The organism is Vibrio tarriae, from assembly GCF_002216685.1.
Lineage (GTDB): Bacteria > Pseudomonadota > Gammaproteobacteria > Enterobacterales > Vibrionaceae > Vibrio > Vibrio tarriae.
Window position 1 is genome coordinate 660,335 of the sequence record NZ_CP022352.1, and the last position, 25,164, is coordinate 685,498.

The window sequence follows — 25,164 nt, forward strand, 5'->3', positions numbered from 1 at the left end:
TATCGACAACCTACTTGGCGGTGGAACCAGTTACAACACGTAAACTGGAAAGGCTCTTACCATCCTCTCTGGGATGAGGCTAGTTTCTGTGAAAGAGGTAAATCGTACATCCTCCTCTTCCGCTTTTTTGTAGGGGGAGTAGGTGAGGAGGAGGTGGAGGAGTGGCACTAAGGCGTAGTTAGATCCAGTTCAAATTATTGAGGGTGGATAAGTTGAGTAGGATCACATCAATCCTGTTTTTTGTGATTTGGCTCGCTCACATCAAACGATAGAGATCACGAAAATACGCCATAATATCGAGGGCGTAGGGGTTAGGAGGATGAGTTAAACGCGTTTTTTTCTGATCATAAATGGCGAAATACGGCAAAACCTCTTGGTGAGCCCTACAACACAAAAAGAAAAGGATATGAACATGAAAAATGCCCTAAGCACAGTCGCGCTGAGCACTCTGGTGGCTCTTGGTTCGTTTGGTGCCCATGCTGCTATTGAAGAAGGACAACTCACTATTTGGATCAATGGTGATAAAGGCTATAACGGTTTGGCGGAAGTCGGTAAGAAGTTTGAAGCAGACACCGGAATCAAAGTCACCGTCGCTCATCCTGATGCGCTACAAGATAAATTCCCACAAACCGCAGCAACTGGCGATGGTCCTGACATTGTGTTTTGGGCTCACGACCGTTTTGGCGGTTATGCGGAAGCTGGCCTGTTAGTCGAAATCAAACCTTCTACAAAAATTCAAGAAGGCATCGTAGATTTCGCATGGGATGCAGTGAAATACAACGGCAAAATCATTGGTTATCCAATTGCGGTGGAATCGTTATCACTGATTTATAACAAAGACCTTGTCCCTAACCCACCGAAAAGCTGGGAAGAAGTCGCTGAGCTGGATGCCAAACTGAAGAAAGAAGGCAAATCGGCCATCATGTGGAACCTGAAAGAGCCTTACTTCACTTGGCCTTTGATGGCGTCTGATGGCGGTTACGCATTCAAATACGGCGTTGATGGCTATGATGTGAAAGACGCAGGTATCAACAATAAAGGCGTAAAAGACGCGATGAATTTCGTGAAAGGCCTTGTGGATAAAGGCGTGATCTCTCCAGATATGGATTACTCAGTGTCTGAGTCTGCCTTTAACCAAGGTAATACCGCGATGACCATCAACGGTCCATGGTCTTGGGGCAACATCGAGAAATCAGGCATCAACTACGGTGTGACTACTTTGCCTAAATTTAACGGCCAAGCGTCGAAACCTTTCGTTGGCGTTCTCACCGCAGGTATCAGCACCGCTTCTCCAAATAAAGATCTGGCGGTGGAATTCATCGAAAACTATCTGCTGACTAACGATGGTCTGCGCATGGTAAACAACGATAAACCACTAGGTGCGGTTGCGCTGAACTCTTTCCAACGTGAACTGGATGCGGATGCGCGCATTGCGGCGACCATGGATAACGCCATGAACGGCGAAATTATGCCTAACATTCCACAAATGAACGCGTTTTGGAGCTCTGCGAAAAACGCCATCATCAACATCGTTGATGGCCGTCAAACCGTGGATGCCGCTCTGGCTGATGCTGAAAAGCAGATGACGAAATAATCCATCGTCATACCTTGGAGGGGGTAACTTTCCCCCTCCACATTTCTTGGTAACAACACGCTAGCAGGTTCTTTATGCAGTCAGTTCAAGGTACACAGGCTATGTCCGATCCAACTGCGGTACGTCCAGCCGACAAACGTGCGTTTTTTAAAATGGGCAGTACTTGGCGCGGTAGGTATCGTGAATGGCTACGCAACCATTCTTATGTATTCTCGTGGGGAGGTGGCGTTTGCATTGCTGACCCTGATCCTTACCACATTAGCGCTGTATATCTTCGGAAGTCGTAAAACATACGCGCACCGTTATATTTATCCCGGCATTGCAGGGATGATCCTCTTTATTCTGTTTCCACTGGCTTACACCGTTGGTCTTGCTTTTACAAACTACAGCGCGAAAAACCAACTCACTCTTGAACGCGCACAGTCAGTGTTGATGGATCAAACTTTCCAAAGTGGTGAAAGTTATGCTTTCCAACTTTATAAAACCGAGCAAGGCTACCGCCTATTGATTGAGGACGGAGATGAGCGTTTGGCGACCGCGCCTTTTTCGCTCAGTGGTAACGTACCGACCGATCTTAATCTTGAAGTGATTGGCGGCATTGACGGTGAAGTAGAGCCGATTAAAACCATCATCGGGTATCGCACCGAATTGAGTGGCATCGATCTGCATTTCCCTGATGGTGAAGACATTCGTATGAGTGGCCTGCGCAAATTTGCTGCAGTGAAACCACTCTATACCTTGCAGAGCGATGGTGAAACACTCACCAACAACCAATCAGGTCAGGTGCTGCGCCCCAATATGGAGATTGGTTTTTATCAACCCATCAATGAGAGCGGCGAATTTATCGGTGAGCGAGTTTCACCAGGGTTTGTGGTGTCGATTGGTACCCATAACTTTGAGCGAGTATGGAAAGACGAAGGCATCAAAGAGCCGTTTATCAATATCTTTATCTGGACTGTCATCTTTTCCGTATTGACGGTGATTTTCACCCTGATGATTGGCCTTGTATTAGCCAGCGTAGTGCAATGGGAAGCGTTGAAAGGCCGTGCGGTTTATCGTGTACTGCTGATCTTGCCTTATGCCGTTCCTGCCTTTATCTCGATTTTGATTTTCCGTGGTCTTTTCAACCAGAGTTTTGGTGAGATCAACATGGTGCTCAACGGTTTGTTTGGCCTCAGTCCCGCTTGGTTCTCGGATCCGCTATTAGCGAAAACCATGGTGCTTATCGTAAATACTTGGCTGGGTTTCCCTTACATGATGATTTTGTGTATGGGCCTACTGAAAGCGATTCCCGATGATCTGTATGAAGCATCGGCGATCGATGGGGCAAATTTCATTCATAACTTCACCAAAATCACTCTGCCGATGATGATCAAACCGCTGACGCCGTTGCTGATTGCTAGCTTTGCTTTTAACTTCAACAACTTCGTAATGATTCAACTGTTGACGCAAGGTGGACCAAACCGCATTGGCACCTCAGAGCCAGCAGGGTATACCGACCTTCTGGTGAGCTACACCTACCGCATTGCGTTTGAAGGTACAGGTGGTCAAGACTTTGGTTTGGCGAGTGCGATTGCGACGCTGATCTTCTTGCTGGTGGGCGCGTTAGCTCTGCTCAACCTGCGCTTTACTAAGCTGAGCCAACAATAAGGAGCATTCATATGGCTATGGTACAAGGCAAATCTCTCAAGTATCGCGTGTGGGCAACCCACGCGGCACTGTGGGTGTTCTTAGCGTTGATTATTTTCCCGCTGCTGATGATTGTCGCGATCTCATTTCGTGAAGGTAACTTCGCAACCGGCAGCTTGATTCCGGATCGCCCCTCATTGGAACACTGGAAGCTGGCACTCGGTATTGCGGTACAGAATGCTGATGGTTCAGTCACTCCACCGCCATTCCCTGTGATGACATGGTTGTGGAATTCGATAAAAGTGGCGGGCATTACATCGGTATTGATTGTGGCGCTTTCTACTACTTCGGCTTACGCCTTTGCACGTATGCGTTTTAAAGGCAAAGAAACCATCTTAAAAGCGATGATGATTTTCCAAATGTTCCCTGCGGTATTGGCCTTGGTCGCATTGTATGCTCTGTTTGATAAGCTTGGGCAGTACATTCCCTTCTTGGGCTTAAACACGCACGGTGGTTTGATTTTCTCTTACCTCGGCGGGATTGCGCTGCACGTTTGGACTATTAAGGGGTACTTTGAAACCATCGATCGTTCACTCGAAGAAGCCGCGGCTTTGGATGGTGCGACACCATGGCAAGCGTTCAGATTGGTGCTACTTCCATTGTCTGTGCCTATACTTGCGGTAGTATTCATTTTGTCATTTATTGGTGTGGTGGGCGAAGTTCCGGTAGCGTCACTGCTGCTTTCTGATGTAAACTCGTACACGCTTGCGGTTGGTATGCAGCAGTATCTTTACCCTCAAAACTATCTGTGGGGTGATTTTGCGGCCGCTGCGGTGCTCTCAGCACTCCCAATCACTATCGTATTTTTACTTGCACAGCGTTGGCTTGTCGGAGGACTTACCGCCGGCGGAGTGAAAGGATAATAACGATAAGGGCGACGTAAAGTCGCCCATTTTGTCTCTTCTTAACATTAATTGGTTTGGCCGCCGACAAGTTAAGAAGCTTCAATTCTGGCGTTACGCATAGCTGGCTGTTAGCTCTATTCCTTACTAGTTCACGACTAACAGTTTTTGTAACCGAAACCTGAGCTTAGCTTGGGTTTTTTTATGCCTGAAGCCGTGACAGCCTTCGTTGCGAAACGGTTGCCAGTATAAGCACAACGCATTTTCTCAACAGTGAAACAAGGACGGGATGCGAGTCAGATCGAATATTGATTTGTAACTTGCGTAAAGGGTGCAGAAAAATTAGAACTCACGACTGGAAGGTGCACAACTTAAGTATTGCAGCAGTAAATACAAACTCTCTTCGTGCATGGCAACCCGGCGGAAAAGATCCGCAAACGTCTCGTCTCCCCCAAAACAAGCTTGAATGTAATGGTTGATCGCTTCAGGCTGATAACCTTGCACGTACAGTGTTCTTACCCATTGATATTCGACCGCTTTGGGGTTAGTCAGAGTCGTCTCGGTGAGGGTGATTTTATCTAGGGTAATCGCCATAACAGAAGCGTGAAATCCATGTGCCAAAGATGGGCATGGATTAAAACAAAGCTTGATGACAGTTCGATGACAAGCGCTCCACCCAAGTGACTGGAGCGCAGGATAGGCCTTTAATTTTTCAAATATTTCACGTGCGCTTCCATCTCTTCACCAATTTCTGTGCGCATGTTCATTAAGCGGATCGCTGAAGTGCGTAACTCCTGATCTTCCTGAGTTTGCGGAATCCATTCAGGAACAGGAGATGGTTTGCCCGCCTCATCCACCGCGACCATAATCACAATACAGTGAGTCGTGAGGTGATTTTTCAGGAACTTAGGATCGCTCGCCTGCACATCAATCGCTATGTGCATAGAGGTTTTTCCGGTATAAATCACCTTAGCATTCACTTCAACCAAGTTACCGACATGGATTGGAGCGACAAAACGAATGCCACCTGCATAAGCCGTGATGCAATATTTACCGCTCCAAGCCGCAGCACAAGCGTAGGCTGCAAGGTCAATCCATTTCATTACTGCGCCACCATGGACTTTGCCACCAAAATTGACATCTCCCGGCTCTGCCAGAAAACGTAATGTGATCTCTCGTTTGCCACTGCTCATCGGCTTATCCTTCATTTTCACTTTGAGCCTTTTGCTCAAATAAGTGTAGAGCCAATAACAACAAATTTTTTACACACAGGCAATAATTTGTGCATTTTGTGCATGCAACAAAAAAGGCGCGTTAGCGCCTTTTCGTGGTATCGATGAGTGATTGTCTATCGAGTTACACCACTTGAATCGTGACTTCATTCTCTTTCGCGAACGCTTCAATCTCTTTTGGTGGCGTTTGGTCGGTAATGATTAAGTCGACATCGGCCAATGTGCCAAGTTTGACCATCGCATTGCGGCCAAATTTACTGTGGTCGACCGCAAGGAATACACTGCGGCTGTTTTCGATAATCGCGCGTTTTACACGTACTTCATGGTAGTCGAAATCAAGCAGAGAGCCGTCATAATCGATGCCACTGATCCCCAAGATGCCGAAATCCAAACGAAACTGAGAGATAAAATCCAATGTAGCTTCGCCCGTTACACCGCCATCTTTGTTACGTACTTCACCACCCGCCAGAATGATGCTGAAATCCGGCTTACTCATTAGCATAGTGGCGACGTTTAAGTTGTTAGTCACCACTCGCAATTGATGATGATTAACCATTAAAGCGCGAGCGATGGCTTCTGGGGTTGTGCCGATATCAATAAACAGTGTGGCACCGTCAGGAATGTGCTGTACCAAGGCCATGGCGACTTTCTCTTTTTCATTTTGGTAAGAGACTTGCCGCGTGTGATAGGAGGAGTTCTCCGAGCTGGTGGCAATTGTTGCACCGCCATGGTTGCGGCGCAATTTGTTGGCTTCGGCCAACTCGTTGAGATCTCGCCGTATGGTTTGTGGGCTGACATCAAATCGTTCAACCAGCTCTTCCGTACTCACAAAACCTTGGGTTTGAACCAATTCAATGATTTCTTGATGGCGTTTTACTGCTTTCACCGGGAATATCCTTATGGTTTAAATTGCTTTCAGTGTACGGAGCCAGTGCTTGATTTCAAATCTTGGTTTGCGTTTTCTTACGTTTTCTTTTCGTTTTTAATCATTTTTCACAAAAACGAAAAGAAATAGGCTGAAAGGGCTTGGTGAGGCTTATTCTGTGGATTGACGATAGAGACAACAGCGATTACGACCATTACGTTTGGCTTTATACAGCGCTTGATCGGAGCGTCGATAAATATCGGAAATGTCATGATCTCCATAATGTAAGCAGGAAACACCTGCACAGAGGTAGATGTGTTCGTGTTGCTCAAAGAATGGATGTTCTGCGAAACATTGGCGGATCTGTTCGGCTAAATTAAAAGCCGTCTCTACGTGTGTATTTTCCAAGACGATGATGAACTCTTCTCCTCCCACACGACCACAAAAATGGTGATCAGAGATGACGTTTCGGAGCAGCTTTGCGAGAAAGCACAGTACCTCATCACCTTTATCGTGACCAAATTGGTCATTGATCAGTTTGAAATTATCAATATCGATAGAGATGCAACTGAGCGGCTGTTTTGAATGTTTTGCGCGAGCGAAGGCTGCACGAAAATCCGCCCACAGTTTACGCCGATTACACAACTGAGTTAAAGAATCGGTATTGGCGAGCTGATAAAGCTGTTCGCGAAGTTCTACGATATCAGTGATATCCGTTGACACGCCAATGAGCCCAATCACTTCGCCAGTCACGCGGTGTAAAATAGGGTGTTTGACTGCGCGATAAATACGAACCAAACCATTAGATTTAGCGATCGCACGTTCTTCATGGGTTACGGATGATCGGGTTTCAAAAACGTGCTGATCGGAAGCCAAAATATCGTTGAGTTGACCATCATGGAAAAAGTCGTGATCGGTTTTGCCGATCAAAGATTGTTCATCCGTTTCAAACAACTTTAGAGTCAGAGGGTTAGCGTAGAGATACTCACCGCGGCGATTTTTGACGAAAACATAGACACCCAGTTCGTTCAACACGAGTTCGTGCAAGGAGAACTGTTGGTTATCAAAAAGCTCTTCAATTCTATCAAGTTCAATCATAGGCCCACCTCTCACTGCCCGCATCACCGATTCTTCATCGGCTGTTTTGGGCTTAGGGAACCTAGCCAACCTTTATTTTTTTAACGTCGTACGACGTGTTCTTTCTTCTCTAAAGATAGCGTGAAGAGAACCATTTTGCGCGTGAAAATACTCGCTTTTATACCTGTGTCACTTTTTCGACGCCGTCATCATTTCGACGTTGGATTTTCAACTGTGAAAGCGCGACACCACTGATGACTAATAAACCACCAATCAAATGGTAGGGGTGAACTTTTTCGCCCAATAAAGTGGCGGCCAAAGAAACTGAAAATACAGGCAGCAGGTTCATAAACATGGCGGTGGAGTCAGCACCGATAGCATCAATGGCCTTTACCCACATCCATGGCGCTAACAGTGAAGCAGCAATGCCAGCATAAGCGATCAGGGAGAGTGAACCTTCGGTCGGTAATAACGTATCGCTGGTTAGCCATAAAGGAATCAGCATGAACACGGCGCATACCCCTTGCAGATAAATTAACGTCCAGTTGCTAAACGGCATTTTCCAGCGTTTCAAAAGCACGCAATACAAGGCGTACACTAGCGCTGCCATCACCATTAAGGCATCACCTTCGGTTACGCTTTGATGGATGAAAAACAGCGGATTTCCTTCTCCGAGCATGTAGGCAAGCCCGCTGAGTGATAATACGCCACCTACTATGCTAAGGACTGAGATTGGTTTATTAAGTAACGGCAAGCTAATGAAAACACTCATTAAAGGAACAAAAGAAGTGATGAGTGACATATTGGTCGCCGTGGTGGTGAGCCCCGCGTAGTAGCCGAGGGATTGGTTAAGCACCATGCCGAGCAAAGCCAAAAATGCGAGTCTACTCAAGTAGCGTTTCACTGTTGACCATTGGCGGATAGCGCTAGGTAAACAGAAAGGCGTGAGGATCGCCATAGCTAATAGCCAGCGATAAAAGCTCATCGCACTAGGTTCGATGGTCGAGGCCGCGAGTTTATTGACAATCGAGTTACCACCCCAAATCAGCACAGTAAAAAATGGCAGAAGATAGATCATGTGCGCCTCGCCGCAATTTGTTCTTTGGGTTATAGTGTGGCAGGTCTTTATAATTACAACTATCTCCAGAAAGACATTGCGAGCGATAGGAAGACAAGATTGAAAAAACGCACTCGACACTTGCATCCCTCATTATCTATCGAGCATCCACCTTCGGATGTTTTTATGAATTTTGAAGCGTTTCTGTCCAATACAGAAACTCGTGAGCACAGCCACCCTTGGGGCCAGGTGCAGCTCATTTCTGGTGGAATTTTGGAGATGGAAGCGGAAGATACGCGTTTTTTGGCTCCGCCTCATTTGGCGATTTGGGTCCCTGCAGGGATTCGTCATCGAAGCTACAACCGCAAGCCCATCGAATACTGCTCACTGAATATTGCTTCGCAACTGACCAGGGCATTTCCCGCCAAAACCAGTTTAATTAAGGTGACATCGATTGTTTCGGCGATCATTGATGACTTTCGAGAGCGAAACATCAATGTGGCGCAGAGCAGTGAAGATAAGCGCTTAGTGCAAGTGTTGCTCGATCAATTGGCGACTCGTGAAACTCAGCACCATTTTCTTCCTTCAACCAATCATAAATATTTAGCGCCGATTTTGGCTTTTGTGGAAGAGAACCCAACCGATAATACGACCTTGCAGCAGTGGGCGGAAAAAGTGCATACCACAGAGCGAACATTGGCGCGCCATTGTCAGGCTGAATTGGGGATGAGCTTTACCGAATGGCGGCTACGGGTACGCTATCTCTATTCGATGGAATTGTTACGTCAAGGGCATGCGGTGAAAGAGGTGGCGTTAACCTTGGGCTATAACCAAGCCAGCCCGTATATCACCATGTTCAAAAAGTACTCCGGGTTAACCCCGGAGCAGTATAAAAGCCGATTACTTGCCTAGCAGACCCTGCTCATTGGCAAGCACATAATCAAGTGCACCGATGATGGCAGCGACTTGCGCATCATTACAGAGTTGTGCGGTGACTTTAGGGCTATCTGGATAGACTTCAGTGGTTGTGCTGTAAGTACAATCAGTCATGCCGCCGCACAAGCCGAGTTTTCTCATCGGATAGAGGATGACACCCTCAGCGACAACAGGTGAACCAATGATTTCATGGTTTTCATCCGCTGGCGCGATATGCGTGACACGGCGGACGGAATCAATCACCGCTTGTTGGAAAGCCAATTGTGGATTTTCCGTATCACCCACTGTGTAAAAGCCATCAGGGATCGAACCTTCGAGGTAGGTTTTACCATCGCGCGCCGCCAAGGCAGGGCGAAACTCTGATTCATCTGTATCGGTGGTTTCATGCAGATCAATGTGCAGCAAAATCGGCCCGTGCTCTGTCACCATCGCCATCAATCGAGCCGCCTCTTCTGCAGGACTATCCTGAACGAAAGAGCGGTTAGGATCGATCGCATTTGGGTTCCAACGATTGATGGTTTCATAGCCCCAAGGGCTGACACAGGGCACGGCAAGCAGATTAAAGTGAGCCAAATAAGGCTCTGCGGCGGTTGCTAAAAATTGCAGCACACCGTGTACACCACTGGTTTCGTAACCATGCACTCCGCCTGTGATCAATACTGTCGGCTTGTTGGCATCCCAGTTGCGGCTTTTCACCACATACAGCGGGTAACGTGTTGGCTCATAAGAGAGGGCACCATAAGTGCTTACGTCGAATAGGCCGTTCAAGGCCAGAATTTTGGGCACCACATCTTGCTGATATTCGCGCTGAATATGGCGTTGTTCCAGCCAAGCTTGGCGCTCTGCGGCTTGCCAAGGTTGACCGAGCGTACCAATCGGATAAAAGGTTGACATCCTAATTCTCTGTTTGGGGATTAGTTAACAAAGAGTAAGACCTAGGTAGCGTCTGAGCAACAAGATTTTAAAATAGCAGAATAATTGGGCTAAGAAGTAAATTCTATACTTCAAAATAATAGAAGGATAAATTAAATATTATTGCTTTGTTTTTATGAAATTAATGAATATTAAATTCACCAAGTTCAATTCCTGAATCGGAAAGTATTTTACCTGTTTTACTCACTTCGCAGAAATCAAAATAAATTGGGTAATGATTAGAGCTTATTCTGGGTAGGATATGGCGCTGTAGAATGTCACTATTTAATTGATGAATTTTAGATGACCAGCGGAGATTATTTTTCAGAAGATGGAAGTGGATGTTTATCATGAATTAAAATTTCTTTTTGGTGAGATTTCTCTCGTAATAATTGATACCAGTGTCGCTGGCGAGATGTTCTGCGAGACATGAATTCCTCGATGTAATACAGATAAATGAAAATGGAGGAGTAGAGAGATAAGGGGGGGAGCAAAGCGTGGCGCTGAGAGCACCACGCAGAATTTGGCTTACAGCGCGACTACGTTAGACGCTTGAGGGCCTTTCTTACCTTGTTCAACGATAAAGCTAACACGTTGACCTTCAGCTAAGGTTTTGAAACCTTCTGACTGAATAGAATTAAAGTGAACAAACACATCGTTGCCACCGTTATCTTGAGTAAGAAAACCGAAACCTTTAGTTTCGTTGAACCATTTTACAGAACCAGTCATTTTAGACATAGAGACCTCTAGAGATAATTTTTACAATAATTTATTAGGGCTTAAAACAAAAGCTATTATATGGATTATAAAGGAGAAGCTATCACAGAGGTTGAACGAAGGGCATCGAAAAAAGACTGAGGTAAAACTTTACTTAATTTTCATTAATAGCTCATTTGCTTGAGCTGTGGTTGAGTATACACGGAAAAAGAGTTCTGACTAGGATTATTTTCAATCTAAGACAATTATTTTATTTTCTTCGTAAGCTTATGCAGCGAAAAAGGTGAAGCGCTTCCGCTTTTGTCACGTACCAGATGAATATACCCAACTCCTACACCCTTCGGATAAGACTTAACAGGGCGTAGATCTTGTTTGGCGTGGTCACATTCTCATTGCTGAGTTTCCTTCTGCCGTTCGTTAATGTTACATTTTGTCACGCTTCTACCAATCAAATAGAGAGAATTTCCATGGCAGGCGCAAGCTTACTGACCTTGCTTGATGATATTGCGACGGTGCTGGATGACGTGGCATTGATGTCCAAAATGGCCGCTAAAAAGACGGCGGGTGTATTGGGGGATGACTTAGCGCTCAATGCGCAGCAAGTCTCTGGTGTCGCGGCAGAGCGTGAAATTCCGGTGGTATGGGCGGTCGCCAAAGGCTCGTTTCGCAATAAGCTGATTTTGGTTCCGGCAGCACTTATTATTAGCTCGATTGCTCCTTGGTTGATCATGCCTCTACTGCTGCTCGGTGGTCTGTTTCTCTGTTTTGAAGGCGCAGAGAAGATCCTCGAAAAATGGTTGCATCCAGAACCCAAACAGAATGCTGAACAGCGTGCTGCCGCGATGGTCAATGAAGGTTTAGAAACGGAAAGTTTGGCGACAGAAAGCTTAGCCGAGTATGAAAAGCGTAAAATTGGTGGCGCGATCCGCACCGATTTTATTCTGTCGGCAGAAATCATTGTGATCGCTCTCGGGACCGTGCAGGGGCACTCGATGCTCACACAAATTTTGGTGGTTAGCTTGATTGCGGTCATCATGACGATTGGCGTGTACGGCCTAGTGGCAGGCATAGTGAAGTTGGATGACTTAGGTTTTTACCTGCAACGCCAATCCAAAGGCCAAGGACTCAAAGCCAGTTTTGGCGGCGTGCTAGTACGTTTTGCGCCCAAATTGATGAAAGGCCTGACGGTCGTTGGAACTGCGGCGATGTTTTTAGTCGGCGGTGGGATTGTGGTACATAACGTGCCTGCGGTGCATCATATTCTTGAACCTATGCTTAATGTCGTCCATGCATGGCCAGTTGTCGGGACACTGATGCCAACCCTGATGAATGGTGTGATTGGCGTGGTGGCTGGCAGCCTCTTAGTAGCGGTAATGGAAGTGTGGCACAAAGTTCGCGGTTAATTCTCCTTCTGACTTGTTGTCTACAACATGAAGTAGGGTATCCGTAAAATTCTCATTGTTATTTTTGGGAAGGCAAATAAACTAGCGGCTTTTGTTTTTCGGCGGTCGATATTATGCAGTGTGAGTTCTTTATTCAAAAACGGTGTACCTCTTGCCACCTATGTGCGCAGCCGTATTCCCAACAAGTTGAGAATAAAGATCAGCAGTTGCGTGAGTTGATTGCGCCAGCCATGGATGTGCAGTGGTTACCTCCTGTCACCAGTGCTGACACCGCGTTTCGCAATAAAGCCAAAATGGTGGTGCTCGGTGCGGCTCACGCGCCGATTTTAGGCATTGAAGATGCGCAAGGTCAGCCTTTGTCGCTAGTGACTTGCCCGCTTTATCCGCAGCCGATGCAAGAGCTGCTCGCTTATCTGGAAAACTGGATCCGCATCGCGGGTATTCCGCCCTATAACAAGCTGAAGAAAAAAGGTGAACTGAAGTTTATTTTGCTCACCCGCAGTGAAAACAGTGGCCAATTTATGCTGCGTTTTGTGGCGCGCAGTCATACGATGCTTGAGCGAATTGAACGCAATTTGCCGACATTGATCGCGGCTTTCCCGACGATCGAAGTCGTTTCCGTCAATATTCAGCCAGTGCATATGGCGCGTCTAGAAGGTGAAGAGGAAATTTTCCTCACCGAAACGCAAAGCCTGCTCGAGCAGTTTAACAATGTGCCTATGGTGATCCGCCCGAAAAGCTTTTTCCAAACCAACCCCAAAGTGGCTGAGCAGCTATACGCGACCGCACGTGCTTGGGTGCGCGAGATGGCGCCAATGCAAATGTGGGATCTGTTTTGTGGCGTTGGTGGCTTTGCGCTGCATTGCGCCGCGCCAGACACCTCTGTGACGGGCATTGAAATTGAACCAGAAGCGATTGCCAGTGCGCAACGTTCGGCGCAAATGATGGGGATTGATAATCTTAGTTTTGCGGCGCTCGATTCTGCCAAGTTTTCACAAAGCCAGATGAGTGCACCAGAGTTAGTGTTGGTCAACCCTCCGCGTCGTGGGTTGGGCAGTGAGCTGACCGCACAGTTGGAAGCGCTCGCGCCACAACACATTCTTTATTCCAGTTGTAACCCGCAGACCATGGTCAAAGACATCGCTGAACTTGCCAGTTACCAAATGAGTCGCGTGCAGTGGTTTGATATGTTCCCCCATACGGATCACGCTGAAGTGCTGACCCTGTTGGTCAGAAAAGACCACTAAAAATGAAAAAGGAGAGGCGAACCTCTCCTTTCGTACATCTGAACTGAGTTTACTTCACTGCCCACTCGATATTTTCACCAGCACGGATCGGCACCACGATATCGCTGCCAAACGGCATGCTTTCCGCGACGGGCCAGGCTTGCTTGGTGAGCGTGACGGTCTCTTGATTGCGTGGCAGGCCGTAGAAATCAGGGCCATTAAAGCTAGCGAATGCTTCCAGATTTTCGAGCTTACCTTCTTTTTCAAACATTTCGGCATACAGCTCAAGAGCCGCATGGGCGGTGTAAGAGCCTGCGCAGCCACAAGCGGCTTCTTTTCGGCCTTTGGCGTGCGGGGCAGAGTCCGTACCTAGGAAGAATTTTTTGCTGCCTGAGGTTGCCGCTGCCACTAACGCGTGTTGGTGAGTCGCACGCTTTAGAATCGGCAAACAGTAGAAATGTGGGCGAATGCCGCCAACCAGCATGTGGTTACGGTTAAACAGCAAATGGTGCGCAGTAATGGTGGCGGCAACGTTTTCATTGGCTTGGCGAACAAAGTTCACTGCTTCTGCGGTAGTGATGTGTTCCAGCACGATCTTGAGCTGCGGGAAATCGGCCACGATCGGCGCAAGCACGGTGTCTAGAAAGGTCTTTTCACGGTCAAAAATGTCGACTTCGTGCGTGGTCACTTCACCATGTACCAGTAGCAACATGCCGACTTCCTGCATTGCTTGCAGAACTGGGTAAATGTTTTTGGCTGAAGTGACGCCAGAATCCGAGTTGGTGGTCGCACCCGCTGGGTAAAGCTTGGCTGCGACAATTTTACCTGACGCTTTGGCTTTGCGTATTTCCTCAGGTGAAGTGTTATCGGTGAGGTAAAGCGCCATCAAAGGTTCAAAGTGCGGCTGTGGTTGAGCGGCCATAATGCGCTCACGATAGGCTAAGGCCATCTCAGTGGTGGTTACAGGGGGAACCGTGTTAGGCATGATCAGCGCGCGGCCGTTATAACGGCTGATGTCGCGTACAGTATCGGCCAGTACATCGCCATCGCGAAGGTGAACGTGCCAGTCGTCTGGTCGTGTAATCGTCAGTGTTGTCATTGAGTGCTCCCACCATGAATGCATGAAATGATTGGAGCCTAAAGCGTCGCGCAAACGCTTCCGCTTAGGCGACAGGATGATAGTGGAAAGTGTAATCCATTTCATCCTTTATTTAATTTCAGCAGGTTATCCCTTGCCTACTTGAAGCTGTAGCGGTGTTGACTGCAACTCCAAGTCGTCTGGGTATAGCCACGAATTCATCGGGCTGGAAATACCCCCTTGTTGCAACAACTTGTTAGTCTGAAGTGACAATTTGTTCTATGATGTTGCGCAAATTCCCCCGTTCTACTTGAAGCTGCAGCGGTGTTGGCTACGTTCGTTCACCCCAACTACATAGTTTGTCTATGCTCATGGGGATTCACTCACTTGCGCCTACCTGTAACTCCAAGTCGTTTGGGTATTACAACAGCAAAAGGAAGCAGCATGTCGACGGGACACTTATCTCAAATCAATGTCTTTCCAGTGAAATCGTTAGGCGGGCTGGTGCTGTCGTCCGCTTGGGTAGAAAAGCAAGGCTTAACCTTTGATCGTCGTTTTATGTTGGCACTGTCTGACGGAAGTATGGTGACGGCGCGTAAATTTCCGCAAATGGTGCTGATCAAAACCTCGCTGCGCCATGACGGTGTACTGTTTTCCGCACAAGGTCATCCCTCGCTTATCATCCGTTATGCAGATTTCAAGTTGCAACCTGTACCCGCGCAAGTTTGGGCGGATAATTTCACCGCGTACACCACCACCGATGAAGCAGACGATTGGTTTAGTACGGTATTGGGGATTCGTGTTGAGCTCTTATACAGCGGCGAGCAATCCAATCGTGTGCGTGAAAAAGTGGGACACAATGTCAGCTTTGCGGATGGCTATCCGATGTTGGTGATCAGCCAAGCATCGTTGGATGAACTCAACCGCCGCAGCCCTGAGTTTCATTCAATGGATCAATTTCGTACCAATTTAGTTGTTTCTGGGACAGAGCCCTTTGCCGAAGACAGTTGGAAGCGTATCCGTATCGGCGAAGTGGAGTTTGAAGCCGTCAAACCTTGCGAACGCTGCATTTTAACCACGGTTGAAGTGAAGAAAGGGGCGTTTAGGCCAACCAAAGAGCCGCTGCGTACTCTCTCACAATTTCGTGCTAATGAGCGCGGTGGCGTGTTTTTCGGGCAAAACTTGGTTGCCAAAAATGAAGGAATGATTCGAGCGGGCGATCCGATTGAAGTGTTGGAATATAAAGAGAAAGAAGTTTACCCAGACCAAGGGATCAGCCACTTCACATTGACTTGTGTTGAGCGCGAAGAGATCGCCCGTGATTTTGTGACTTTCTGGCTAGAGCCAACCCAAGAAATCGCTACCCAGTATTTGCCGGGGCAATATCTGCCAATTGAAATGGTGATTGAGGGTGAGCCTGTGCAGCGTTACTACACGCTTTCCTCTAGCCCATCGCGTCCGGGACGTTTAGCGATTTCGGTCAAGCGTATTGATGGCGGGCGAGTTTCTAATTGGTTGCAAGAGAATTTGCAGATTGGCACGACCTTGACCGCGCAGCATCCGGCGGGTCATTTCCATCTGGATACCACCGCACCACAACCACTACTGCTGCTTTCGGCGGGCAGTGGTGTTACGCCAATGTTGTCTATGCTGCGTTATCTGGCTGACCATAACCAAGTGGATGATGTGGTGTTTTATCATCAATGCCGCAGTGAGCAAGACATTCCTTGCCGAGCGGAACTGGATGCGTTGGCAAAACAACATGCTGGGTTAACGCTCCTCTATGCGTTAACCCAACCTTCGCCGCAGTGGCAAGGGGAGCAAGGTCGCTTATCTCTGTCGCACATTAAACGCATTCCCAACCTTTCTTCTCGCCAAGTGTTTGTGTGTGGCCCAGACGGTTTTATGCAAAAAGCTAAGAATTTGCTGCTCAAACAAGGGGTAGCGGAATCGGCCTATCATCAAGAAGCCTTTGGTGCGGTACAAGTTGCACCGCGAGAAAAGAAAGAGGTAACTCTCAGTTTCAATGGCATTCAAGTCTCTGCGGATAATCAAAAAACCTTGCTGGAGCATGCTGAAGACGCTGGTGTGAGAATACCCAATAGCTGCCGTGCGGGTATTTGTGGGGCGTGTAAAGTGAAAGTAAAGTCAGGTTTAGTGGAGCAACCTAAAGTCCCAGCTTTGATGGATCATGAACGCTCGATGGGAATGGCTTTGGCTTGCTGCTCGGTGGCCGACACGGATCTGGATGTTGAGTTTTAGCCGTTCTCGTTTGAGCACATAAAAAAACCTCCCGATGGGAGGTCTTTGTTTATTGGCTAAGGTTACACCTTGAATTTATTCAAGATTGCATCCTGTTCACGGATATTTTCCGTTTGGATCTGCATCGACATGTTCGCTTCATCAGCGGACTCAGCAACTTGATCCGACAGGTCTTTAATCTTAACGGTGTTGTTGTTGATCTCTTCTGCAACTAGGCTTTGTTCTTCTGCAGCGGAGGCGATTTGAATATTCATATCGCTGATCTGCTGAATCGCAAAACGGATTTTTTCTAACGCTTCATTCGCACCTTGTGCTTGGTTGACTGCAGTGGTCGCTGTATCTTTACTGTGACTCATCGCAACCGCAACCGCATTGGCTCCAGATTGCAGCTTCTCAATCATGTTGCGAATCTCAGTGGTCGATTGTTGCGTACGCTGTGCCAGAGTGCGTACCTCATCGGCGACCACCGCAAAGCCACGGCCAGATTCACCGGCTCGAGCCGCTTCAATGGCTGCGTTGAGTGCGAGCAGATTGGTTTGATCTGCAATGTCATTAATGACTTTCAGCACGGTTTCAATGTTTGCGGTCGCACTTTCCAGCACTTTTACATCGTCTACCGCGGCATCAATAGTGGCAGAAAGGGTATCAATGGCTTTAGTGGTTTTTGTGACCACGTCGGTCCCCGATGCCGCGGCTTCATCGGCTTCTTTTGCCGCTGAGGCGGCACCTTGCGCATTATTGGCAACATCGGATGAAGTCGTGGCCATTTGATGCATTGCGGTGGCAAGCTGTTCCAACTCATGAAGCTGAGAACGCATGGCTTCCGCCGATTGATGCAGCGTCATCGATGTGGATTCTGAACCGCGTAAGATCTCGGCACCAATCGCTTTTGATTGAATCAACTGTTTCTGTAAGTTCTCAGTAAAGGTATTAAAACCAATCGCAAGTTTGGCGAATTCTTCATCTGTATTGGTGCTCAAGCGTTGTGTTAAGTCACCTTCACCGGATGCCACGTTTTGAATCGCGTCGTTAAGAGTGTCGAGAGGTCTCATTAATATACGAACGATAAACAGCAGAATAAACACGCTGATCACGAGGGCGACAACAGTGAAAATAAGCGTGCTTCTTCGTAATTCATCTAGCGCGGCGTAGGCAATCTCCTCATCAATCACTACCCCGACATACCATTCTTCACCCTCTATATTCGAGAAACTGACTGCATAGGGCTTGCCGTTGATCATTACTTGATGTGTATCTACGCTGATTTTGCTTTCACCTAAAAATTCAGACATGGGTTTTCCATTGAACTCTTTTTTCGGGTGGGCGATGGTGGTGCCTTCTTTGTCGACAATAAAAACGTAGCCAGCATCAAACAATCTGACTTTATTAACGATTTCAGCAAGTCGCGCTAAGCTAACATCATAAAATATCGATCCGATGAATTGACCACTTTTATCTTTGACTGGTGTGGCGACAGAGATGAGAATCTCACCAGTTGCTGAGTCGGCATAGGGGGCGGTAATAACCAGTTTGCCTGCATTTTTGGCATCTTTGTACCAAGGCCGAACACGCGGATCCCACGTGGGTCCTGGGTTCCAACTGGGATCGTTGTTGATATTTGAGCCATCCTTTTCTAAACCGAAGCCAACCAATAAGAAGGTGTTTTTGACAATAGGTTGAGTAATTATGGTTCGAATATTTTCTGGTTCTGGGTTACTTTCAATTAGGTCGGTTGTGTACTGTGCGATTCTCTTTCTTCCATTGAGAACAGATGAAGCGGTTTGACTGACACCATCGGCAATCTCGTCAACACTGTCAGAAACCATGCTGCGGATTTCATCTCGGACTTTGAAGTATTGGCTCCCCGAAAGTAGTGCGACAGTAGCAAGCAAAAGTACAGATGACGCAGCAACAATCTTATGACTGAATTTCATCGTGATTCCTTTTTGTAACTAACTATAGGTTTATTGTTATTAATAAGTTTATAGTTAGTTTTCCGGGGTTAAGCCAGTTAGGGATCACATTTTTGTATGAGGTTTGTGATAAAGGTTTGATTTGTATTGGGATATATTCAGTGCATTTACGCTCTTATAGTGGATAACCTAAAATCAGCGTACAAAGCTGGTGGTAATGCTCGGCATTGCCGGAAAACAGTTCTTCGATAATGCTGTGTGTCTGAGCGCCGGATTGGGAACGTTTGAGCGCTTCACGCACCAGCAGCACCACATGCTGTTCTTTGCTGACACTCGCATGCGCTTGCGGTTGCCATTCCGTGATGGCTTGGGTGAGTGGTGACATCTTCAGTTTGGGGTCACAAGTGGTCAGCTCAAGCATGAGTAATTGGGTGAGATGAGTAAACGCTGGGTGGTGGCGTTCACAGTTTTGTAAGCGGTGTAATATTGCCAGCGCAAGCTCAGAACCTTTGATTAACCCCGCATTGTGCGGTAAGCGCACGTTTAAACGCAGTGAAAAATCGACCCGTGTGATTTGCGTGTCTGGAAAAAATGTGAGGCTACACAAGCAGTCGAAAGGAATCCAAAGCGTTTGTCCGCGTTCCACGGCATACTCGTGTTTCCCGAGTCGACAGAGCAATAAACCTTGCTCAACGCGGATCAGGCTGTTTTTTAGCGCACGTTTCCGAGCCGATACCTCAAGGTAAGGATAGTGGCGCGTTTCAGACTGAATAGCGTAGTTCATAAGATGCCTCGGGAATTTTAAGGGCGCTAAGATTAACGCTTATCGCAAAAAAAGCCAATTCCCGTGATTGGGGTAAATAAAGGGATACACAATTCTGGTCTGACCTTAGACATCCTTGCTGATAGCAGGGCTAACTATGCGTAGAATAGGCCAGTTTTTTATCTGATGTACAAACCTATGACTTCAACAACTGATCCTTATATTGATATTCGTCCTTACAATGATGACGAGATCCCCGCGGCGCTCTCTCGTCTCATCAATGACCAAGAGTTTATTTCAGCGATTTTGAAACATCGCTTCAAACACCATTCTGCTTGGTTGCGCGACTTGATGGCACCGCTGGTTAAGTTTTACCTAAAGCGTAAATGGGCGAAGTTGGACAGCGTAGAAGCGATCCAACTTGAGGTAAAAAAATACCTAGACCAAACCTTAGAGCAGACCACGAAAGGGGTGAGCTACAGTGGCTTGGATAAGTTGGATAAAGAACAAGCCTACTTATTTATTTGTAACCACCGTGATATCGCGATGGATCCAGCCCTAGTCAACTACGGACTGCATATGGCAGGTCATCGTACCGTACGGATTGCGATCGGCGATAACCTCTTGAAAAAGCCTTGTGCGACCGAGCTGATGCGTTTGAACAAAAGCTTTATTGTGAAACGCTCGGCAAAAGGTCCAAGAGAAATGATGAAAGCTCTTGGTACGCTGTCGGCTTACATCAAGCATTCACTGGAGACTGGCCATTCCATTTGGATCGCTCAAAAAGAGGGGCGTGCCAAAGATGGTAATGACCAAACCGATCCGGCTATCTTAAAAATGTTCCACGTTGAAGGACGTCGTCAAAAAATGGAATTTGCCGATTATGTTCGTTCACTCAATCTGGTTCCGGTTTCGATTTCCTATGAAAACGATCCTTGTGACATCGCAAAAGCGCGTGAGCTGTATGAGAAAGCGACGCAAGGTAGTTATGAAAAAGGTGAATTTGAAGATATCGAAAGCATCATCCAAGGTATTGTGGGTGATAAAGGCCGTGTGCATGTCGCGTTTGGTGAGGTCATTACCCAGCCATTTGATACACCAGATGCCTTGGCGCAAGAGATTGACCGACAGATCCATCAGAACTATGTGCTGTTCCCGATCAACCGTTTAGCGGCTGGACAAGAGGATAAAGACATTACGCCAGAAGTGCGCGCAGTGTTACAGGCAAAATTGGCACAGCTGCCTGAGCCTGCTCATCGTTATTTGTTGGATGCTTACGCCAATCCCGTACGTAATCACATCTGATCCCCTCGCTTAAGCAAAAGAGGAGCTCAGTCGGCTCCTCTTTTGCTTTTTCTACTTTAGCGAGCGACAGCGCCCCCGAGTGTGAGTTTGCTTGGCCATTTACTGATTTGGTTACCCCCTAAGTAAATATTGCCCTTAACTGTCATTGTGTCTGGGAAGCGAGTGATTTGTGAGCCGCCAATGAAGAGGTGCCCTTCGATCACTATACCCTCAGGCAAGTCGGTTAGCGGTGTGCGGATCACACGGAGATCACCTTTTACTGTCATTCGCGCAGGTAGGGTGGTTAATGGGGTGTCAGTAAAGTTGAGATAACCGCCCACTTTTACACCGGATGGCCAAGATTGAATTTTGGTCCCGAGTAAGTTGGCGTAGCCTTTGATGCTTGTCCCTCGCGGTACTTTTTCCAGCAAACTGTTTGAGGCATCCAAGCTGCCCTCTATGATGGTGCCTTTCGGTAGCGATTTGAGCGCAGTTTTAGCGATATTCAAATTCCCTTTGATCGTGAAGTTTTCCGGCAAGGAAGTGTAGGGCTTGCCGCGCAGATCAAGGTTACCGTAATTGTCGAGATGGTTGAGGACCATGTAGAGATCCAAAGCCATCGCATGTGTGCAACCCGCGATAAGCGACACTGAAAGGGCAATAACACGAAGCATCATGGCGAAGCGTTTATCCTGTGTGGCGAGTTTTGTCAGTATAAAGAGTATCGGCGGCAGTGGAGTAGGCTTTATGGCTTTTCCTATTTATTCCCTTCCTACTTGAAGCTGCAGCGGTGTTGGCTACGTTCGTTCACCCCAATCACATAGTTTATCTATGCTCATGGGGATGAGCTCACTTGCCGCCTACCTGCAACTCCAAGTAGTTTGGGTATATCCTCTTCCTAATTGAAGCTGCAGCGTCAAGTCGTTGGGGATATTGGGTTGGCGTCGACGAGGAAGTGAGAAAAGAAAAGCGGGCTTGAGCCCGCTCGATGTGATGAGGTGACGATTAGCGTGCAAGCGCCCGTGTTTTCAGTTCGAAAATCAGTTTTTCAGCACTCACTTCAAATTTAAAACGAGCGTGCAGTTCTGTCGCGTTATCTGCAATGGGAGCCACTTCATACTCAACATTCGCACAGACTTGCTTGGCTAAGCTAATGTATTCCGCCAGCTTGCCTTCTAAATGCGCTTTATCCGAACCAAACAGAGAAACTTCTGCGACATCATCACCTTCGCGAATAATAAAACCGATTTCACCAGCACAACCACAAGCTTCACATACTTCATTTTCAACACAAGTTTGGTTACTCATACCCTAATCCTCTTACGACTTAATCTGCTTACGAATAATGGGGCCATTCTAGTCCCCTCTCCGTACTTATGCCACAAAAATGGTCTGCGGTTTGAACAACAGAAAGGAGAAGGAAATGCAATGAAATACATATTGAAAGCAAGATTGTGTTACTGAGTAGAGTAGGGACTTCTGTGATCTTCTCCGGTAATTTGGCGTTCCAAGTGTCGGAAAATTGTCAGAATTTCGACCAGTTCATTGTCACACTCAATAGATTGTTGGATTATTTGCTCACCAAAATATGATTTATTGCGGTTATCCAGCCAACAGCGGTTTGTACCAGTGACCTTGTTCAAAAAATCAACAAAGGTTTATACAAATGTAAGAACTCACCGTCTGGCTGTCTAATATTGAATTGGTGAGTCAAACAGGAAAAGTGAGTTCACTCCATCTTTGTGTTTGCCCTGATCATTTTAATGATAATTATCGTGCTGCTGACCTTTTAAGCAGACAAAGAATTGACGTTAGAAAAGAGCCTGACCATGCCTAAGCGTAGTAAAGAAGATACTGAAGTGACGATTCAGACCATTATGGATGCGGTTGTCGACCAGTTGCTTCGACTGGGTTATGACAAAATGTCTTACACCACTCTCAGCCAGCAAACTGGGGTATCCCGAACGGGGATCAGCCACCATTTTCCGAAGAAAACCGATTTCGCTTCTGCGTTAGACGGACGGATATTTAAGATGTTTATGGAATACCTCGATTTTGAACACGATATTGAGACATTCCGTGACAGTTGGCTCAAAGCCATGGAAAAATCCGAATTTGTGGCCATTTTACGCCTGCTGTTTCACCACATTGTAACGGCGGAGCGTGCCCATGATTTTGCGCACAAAGGCGTGAATCGCCTGTATAAATTGGCCGAAGATAAATTCGGACAAGAGAGCCAAAAAGAAGTGGAATGGTTACTCGGTCGCTCATTAGTCAGCATGGTGAACTAAGCTTTCACCATCCGTCTGTTAACCAGTAAAAAAGCTCTGTACCTAAACTCAGCGGTTAGGTACAGAGCTTTTTTGTATCAGACTCAGGCAAAAAAAAGCGTTTATGGCACCGCGCCTGCAAATGTGATTGAGGCATGGCAAGCCGCCATCGACTCAAAATATCAAGCAACGCCATCCTCAGAATAGATAAAACTGACTTGAGATACGCCTCAAACTGGGTAAACCATAGGGAAATCGCGGGTTGGATGGGCGGCAACCAGCGCTTGATAGCCATAAACCTGCTCAATTCTTTCTGCGGTCAGCGCCTGCCAAGGCGCCGCATCACACACAATTTTGCCTTGATGAAGCAGGATCAGGCGATCTGAATATTGTGCGGCAAGGTTTAAATCATGCAACACAACGACGACGGCGCATTGTTCTTCATCGGCTAACTGACGTGCGAGTTGTAGCGTGTTGTGTTGATGAGCAAGATCGAGCGCTGATGTCGGCTCATCCAGCATCAAAATACGCTGTTGACCGGCTTGGTGCAGTTGAGTGAGTACTCGCGCGAGATGCAATCGCTGCTTTTCACCACCAGAAAGAGAAGGGTAAAGACTGGCTGCGAGGTGTAACACATCGGTTTGCTGCATGTAATGACGGGCGACGCGCTCTACTTCTTTGCGCGGTAGATTGAGTGGGATAGCCCCAAGTTCAACCACTTCTTGCGCGGTAAAAGGAAAAGTTAGCGAGCTCTGTTGGGGTAAAATGCCCAAATGGTTAGCCAACTTTTCTGCTGGCCACTGCGACGCAGGAACACCAAAATAATCGAGTTTGCCAACTCCATCCATTTCACCGCAGAGCAGCTTCAGTAAGGTACTTTTCCCAGCTCCGTTAGGGCCAAGTAAAGCCGCGACTTCGCCACAGCGCAAGGTGAGATCCACATGATCGAGCACTTGGCGAGAACCATAGGTGACACAAAGATCCCGGCCTTGAATTGCAATAGTCTGCATCAGAATATTCGACCTTTTTGTTGGAAGAGGAGATACAAGAAGAAGGGTGCCCCGACCAGTGCGGTGACAATGCCAATAGGTAATTCTGCAGGCGCAACCGCTACCCGAGCGACCATATCGGCAAGGGTGAGCATCAATGCGCCAAGTAAGGTGGAAACTGGCACTAGGTTACGATGATCGGGCCCCACTAACATGCGGCCAATATGGGGCACCACAAGCCCCACAAAACCGATCATACCGGCGGCACTTACGGCAACCCCAACGCCTACCGCCGAAAGCAGAATCATCTCTCTTTTGAGCTTTTGTACTGGAACACCGAGATGACGCGCTTCTGCCTCCCCAAGCAATAAGGCATTGAGCGCCATCGAACGCCAATGGAAATAGGCAAATAGCACGATTAAAGTGACACTGCACAGCACAATGCTCGAGGTCGTCGCGCCTGCCACTGAACCCATGGACCATAGGGTTAAGTCGCGCAGCATTTGATCGCTCGCTAGATAATTAAGATAACCAATACCTGCCCCTGCAAGGGCCGAAATGGCCACCCCAGCCAGCAGCATGATAGTCACCGATGTACCAAATTTAGAAGTGCCGAGACGATAAACCAATACGGTGGTCAGCGCGCCACCGATAAAAGCCGCGATAGGCAGCAGCAAGCTATTCACCCAAGGTAGTCTTGAAACCACATCGCTGAATAACACGATGGCGAGGGCCGCACCAAGAGAGGCGCCAGAGGAAACACCTATGATCCCCGGCTCGGCTAACGGGTTACGAAATAGCCCCTGCATGGCGGTGCCGCACAGCGCGAGAATTGCCCCAATCAACAAACAGAGGATGGTGCGCGGTAAGCGAATGTCGTGGATCACCAGATGGATGGCGTTCGTGAGTTGCTCGGAACGAAAAAGCAGGCTTTGAATACTGTCGGAGATGGTGATGTTCATCGGTCCGACAGTGATCGAATACAGCCCTGCAAAGAAGACCGCCAGAGTCAGGAAGCTGACTGTCACGGCAAAAGGAAATCGTCTTAACACAGG

Annotated in this window: 22 protein-coding genes and 1 pseudogene; 9 read left to right on the forward strand and 14 right to left on the reverse strand. The window is 47.4% G+C overall.

The window, feature by feature from the left end:
* The first annotated feature begins 412 nt into the window (after positions 1-412).
* From malE to malG, 3 genes and pseudogenes are all read left to right on the forward strand, one after another.
* The gene (malE, locus tag CEQ48_RS03490; RefSeq protein ID WP_089070248.1) at positions 413-1,594 is read left to right on the forward strand and encodes a maltose/maltodextrin ABC transporter substrate-binding protein MalE; all 1,182 of its coding nucleotides are present in this window, start codon (positions 413-415) and stop codon (positions 1,592-1,594) included.
* Positions 1,595-1,668: 74 nt separating this feature from the next.
* Positions 1,669-3,244 (forward strand): annotated as a pseudogene (gene malF, locus CEQ48_RS03495) (maltose ABC transporter permease MalF).
* Between the two features lie 11 nt (positions 3,245-3,255).
* A complete protein-coding gene (gene malG, locus CEQ48_RS03500) occupies positions 3,256-4,146 on the forward strand; it encodes a maltose ABC transporter permease MalG (RefSeq protein WP_089070249.1) in 891 nt (296 codons plus the stop codon).
* 321 nt (positions 4,147-4,467) lie between these two features.
* Here the strand turns inward: malG and CEQ48_RS03505 are convergent, their stop codons facing one another.
* The 5 genes from CEQ48_RS03505 to CEQ48_RS03525 form a co-directional block, all read right to left on the reverse strand.
* Positions 4,468-4,719, reverse strand: a complete 252-nt coding sequence (locus CEQ48_RS03505) for a hypothetical protein (RefSeq protein ID WP_175249590.1) — start codon at positions 4,717-4,719, stop codon at positions 4,468-4,470.
* A 110-nt stretch (positions 4,720-4,829) separates the two neighbouring features.
* Entirely contained in the window at positions 4,830-5,318 is a 489-nt protein-coding gene (locus CEQ48_RS03510) for an acyl-CoA thioesterase (protein WP_089070251.1), read from the reverse strand.
* A 163-nt stretch (positions 5,319-5,481) separates the two neighbouring features.
* The gene (locus CEQ48_RS03515; RefSeq protein WP_089070252.1) at positions 5,482-6,243 is read right to left on the reverse strand and encodes a DeoR/GlpR family transcriptional regulator; all 762 of its coding nucleotides are present in this window, start codon (positions 6,241-6,243) and stop codon (positions 5,482-5,484) included.
* A 150-nt stretch (positions 6,244-6,393) separates the two neighbouring features.
* Positions 6,394-7,320: a diguanylate cyclase gene (locus CEQ48_RS03520; RefSeq protein WP_181710674.1), complete on the reverse strand. Its 927-nt coding sequence runs from the start codon at positions 7,318-7,320 to the stop codon at positions 6,394-6,396.
* Positions 7,321-7,477: 157 nt separating this feature from the next.
* Positions 7,478-8,377: a DMT family transporter gene (locus CEQ48_RS03525; RefSeq protein ID WP_089070254.1), complete on the reverse strand. Its 900-nt coding sequence runs from the start codon at positions 8,375-8,377 to the stop codon at positions 7,478-7,480.
* A 99-nt stretch (positions 8,378-8,476) separates the two neighbouring features.
* Here CEQ48_RS03525 and CEQ48_RS03530 point away from each other — a divergent pair, with 99 nt between their 5' ends.
* The gene (locus CEQ48_RS03530; RefSeq protein WP_089070255.1) at positions 8,477-9,268 is read left to right on the forward strand and encodes an AraC family transcriptional regulator; all 792 of its coding nucleotides are present in this window, start codon (positions 8,477-8,479) and stop codon (positions 9,266-9,268) included.
* Here CEQ48_RS03530 and CEQ48_RS03535 read toward each other — a convergent pair.
* Both CEQ48_RS03535 and cspE read right to left on the reverse strand, forming a co-directional pair.
* Entirely contained in the window at positions 9,257-10,186 is a 930-nt protein-coding gene (locus CEQ48_RS03535; RefSeq protein WP_089070256.1) for a M14 family metallopeptidase, read from the reverse strand. The genes CEQ48_RS03530 and CEQ48_RS03535 overlap by 12 nt on opposite strands.
* A 546-nt stretch (positions 10,187-10,732) precedes the next feature.
* Positions 10,733-10,933 (reverse strand): transcription antiterminator/RNA stability regulator CspE, encoded by a 201-nt coding sequence (cspE, locus tag CEQ48_RS03545; protein WP_000148120.1) that lies wholly within the window; start codon positions 10,931-10,933, stop codon positions 10,733-10,735.
* A 455-nt stretch (positions 10,934-11,388) separates the two neighbouring features.
* Between cspE and CEQ48_RS03550 the strand changes: the two genes are divergently transcribed.
* A complete protein-coding gene (locus CEQ48_RS03550) occupies positions 11,389-12,324 on the forward strand; it encodes a DUF808 domain-containing protein (protein WP_089070259.1) in 936 nt (311 codons plus the stop codon).
* A 113-nt stretch (positions 12,325-12,437) separates the two neighbouring features.
* Positions 12,438-13,571: a 23S rRNA (uracil(747)-C(5))-methyltransferase RlmC gene (gene rlmC / locus CEQ48_RS03555; RefSeq protein ID WP_089070260.1), complete on the forward strand. Its 1,134-nt coding sequence runs from the start codon at positions 12,438-12,440 to the stop codon at positions 13,569-13,571.
* 49 nt (positions 13,572-13,620) lie between these two features.
* On the opposite strand, the gene pyrC is transcribed toward rlmC, so the two are convergent.
* Positions 13,621-14,649, reverse strand: a complete 1,029-nt coding sequence (gene pyrC / locus CEQ48_RS03560; RefSeq protein ID WP_089070261.1) for a dihydroorotase — start codon at positions 14,647-14,649, stop codon at positions 13,621-13,623.
* A gap of 423 nt (positions 14,650-15,072) precedes the next feature.
* On the opposite strand from pyrC, the gene CEQ48_RS03565 reads away from it, so the two are divergent.
* The gene (locus CEQ48_RS03565; protein WP_089070262.1) at positions 15,073-16,890 is read left to right on the forward strand and encodes a hybrid-cluster NAD(P)-dependent oxidoreductase; all 1,818 of its coding nucleotides are present in this window, start codon (positions 15,073-15,075) and stop codon (positions 16,888-16,890) included.
* Between the two features lie 62 nt (positions 16,891-16,952).
* Here CEQ48_RS03565 and CEQ48_RS03570 read toward each other — a convergent pair whose 3' ends face one another.
* Positions 16,953-18,824, reverse strand: a complete 1,872-nt coding sequence (locus CEQ48_RS03570; protein ID WP_089070263.1) for a methyl-accepting chemotaxis protein — start codon at positions 18,822-18,824, stop codon at positions 16,953-16,955.
* 154 nt (positions 18,825-18,978) lie between these two features.
* Positions 18,979-19,587, reverse strand: coding sequence for an AraC family transcriptional regulator (locus tag CEQ48_RS03575; protein ID WP_089070264.1), 609 nt, complete (start codon positions 19,585-19,587; stop codon positions 18,979-18,981).
* Positions 19,588-19,764: 177 nt separating this feature from the next.
* Between CEQ48_RS03575 and CEQ48_RS03580 the strand changes: the two genes are divergently transcribed.
* Positions 19,765-20,871, forward strand: coding sequence for a 1-acyl-sn-glycerol-3-phosphate acyltransferase (locus CEQ48_RS03580; protein ID WP_181715081.1), 1,107 nt, complete (start codon positions 19,765-19,767; stop codon positions 20,869-20,871).
* Positions 20,872-20,927: 56 nt separating this feature from the next.
* On the opposite strand, the gene CEQ48_RS03585 is transcribed toward CEQ48_RS03580, so the two are convergent.
* Together CEQ48_RS03585 and CEQ48_RS03590 are read right to left on the reverse strand one after the other, a co-directional pair.
* Positions 20,928-21,527 (reverse strand): leucine-rich repeat domain-containing protein, encoded by a 600-nt coding sequence (locus CEQ48_RS03585; protein WP_089070266.1) that lies wholly within the window; start codon positions 21,525-21,527, stop codon positions 20,928-20,930.
* 328 nt (positions 21,528-21,855) lie between these two features.
* Positions 21,856-22,158 (reverse strand): YfcZ/YiiS family protein, encoded by a 303-nt coding sequence (locus tag CEQ48_RS03590; protein WP_071179396.1) that lies wholly within the window; start codon positions 22,156-22,158, stop codon positions 21,856-21,858.
* A gap of 521 nt (positions 22,159-22,679) precedes the next feature.
* On the opposite strand from CEQ48_RS03590, the gene CEQ48_RS03595 reads away from it, so the two are divergent.
* The gene (locus tag CEQ48_RS03595) at positions 22,680-23,141 is read left to right on the forward strand and encodes a TetR family transcriptional regulator (protein WP_089070267.1); all 462 of its coding nucleotides are present in this window, start codon (positions 22,680-22,682) and stop codon (positions 23,139-23,141) included.
* A 209-nt stretch (positions 23,142-23,350) separates the two neighbouring features.
* On the opposite strand, the gene CEQ48_RS03600 is transcribed toward CEQ48_RS03595, so the two are convergent.
* Both CEQ48_RS03600 and CEQ48_RS03605 read right to left on the reverse strand, forming a co-directional pair.
* On the reverse strand, positions 23,351-24,130 hold the full coding sequence (locus CEQ48_RS03600; RefSeq protein ID WP_089070268.1) for a heme ABC transporter ATP-binding protein: 780 nt from the start codon (positions 24,128-24,130) through the stop codon (positions 23,351-23,353).
* Positions 24,130-25,161, reverse strand: coding sequence for a FecCD family ABC transporter permease (locus CEQ48_RS03605; protein WP_089070269.1), 1,032 nt, complete (start codon positions 25,159-25,161; stop codon positions 24,130-24,132). Before CEQ48_RS03605 ends, CEQ48_RS03600 begins: the two co-directional genes overlap by 1 nt.
* Between the last annotated feature and the right edge of the window lie 3 nt (positions 25,162-25,164).

Coding starts and splice junctions, on each gene's coding strand:
- CEQ48_RS03590 (WP_071179396.1), bottom strand. CDS start 22,158: ATGAGTAACCAAACTTGTGTTGAAAATGAAGTATGTGAAGCTTGTGGT.
- CEQ48_RS03600 (WP_089070268.1), bottom strand. CDS start 24,130: ATGCAGACTATTGCAATTCAAGGCCGGGATCTTTGTGTCACCTATGGT.
- CEQ48_RS03580 (WP_181715081.1), top strand. CDS start 19,765: ATGACTTCAACAACTGATCCTTATATTGATATTCGTCCTTACAATGAT.
- CEQ48_RS03550 (WP_089070259.1), top strand. CDS start 11,389: ATGGCAGGCGCAAGCTTACTGACCTTGCTTGATGATATTGCGACGGTG.
- CEQ48_RS03525 (WP_089070254.1), bottom strand. CDS start 8,377: ATGATCTATCTTCTGCCATTTTTTACTGTGCTGATTTGGGGTGGTAAC.
- CEQ48_RS03510 (WP_089070251.1), bottom strand. CDS start 5,318: ATGAGCAGTGGCAAACGAGAGATCACATTACGTTTTCTGGCAGAGCCG.
- CEQ48_RS03565 (WP_089070262.1), top strand. CDS start 15,073: ATGTCGACGGGACACTTATCTCAAATCAATGTCTTTCCAGTGAAATCG.
- CEQ48_RS03535 (WP_089070256.1), bottom strand. CDS start 10,186: ATGTCAACCTTTTATCCGATTGGTACGCTCGGTCAACCTTGGCAAGCC.
- CEQ48_RS03575 (WP_089070264.1), bottom strand. CDS start 19,587: ATGAACTACGCTATTCAGTCTGAAACGCGCCACTATCCTTACCTTGAG.
- malG (WP_089070249.1), top strand. CDS start 3,256: ATGGCTATGGTACAAGGCAAATCTCTCAAGTATCGCGTGTGGGCAACC.
- CEQ48_RS03595 (WP_089070267.1), top strand. CDS start 22,680: ATGCCTAAGCGTAGTAAAGAAGATACTGAAGTGACGATTCAGACCATT.
- CEQ48_RS03505 (WP_175249590.1), bottom strand. CDS start 4,719: ATGGCGATTACCCTAGATAAAATCACCCTCACCGAGACGACTCTGACT.
- rlmC (WP_089070260.1), top strand. CDS start 12,438: ATGCAGTGTGAGTTCTTTATTCAAAAACGGTGTACCTCTTGCCACCTA.
- CEQ48_RS03570 (WP_089070263.1), bottom strand. CDS start 18,824: ATGAAATTCAGTCATAAGATTGTTGCTGCGTCATCTGTACTTTTGCTT.
- cspE (WP_000148120.1), bottom strand. CDS start 10,933: ATGACTGGTTCTGTAAAATGGTTCAACGAAACTAAAGGTTTCGGTTTT.
- malE (WP_089070248.1), top strand. CDS start 413: ATGAAAAATGCCCTAAGCACAGTCGCGCTGAGCACTCTGGTGGCTCTT.
- CEQ48_RS03520 (WP_181710674.1), bottom strand. CDS start 7,320: ATGATTGAACTTGATAGAATTGAAGAGCTTTTTGATAACCAACAGTTC.
- CEQ48_RS03585 (WP_089070266.1), bottom strand. CDS start 21,527: ATGATGCTTCGTGTTATTGCCCTTTCAGTGTCGCTTATCGCGGGTTGC.
- pyrC (WP_089070261.1), bottom strand. CDS start 14,649: ATGACAACACTGACGATTACACGACCAGACGACTGGCACGTTCACCTT.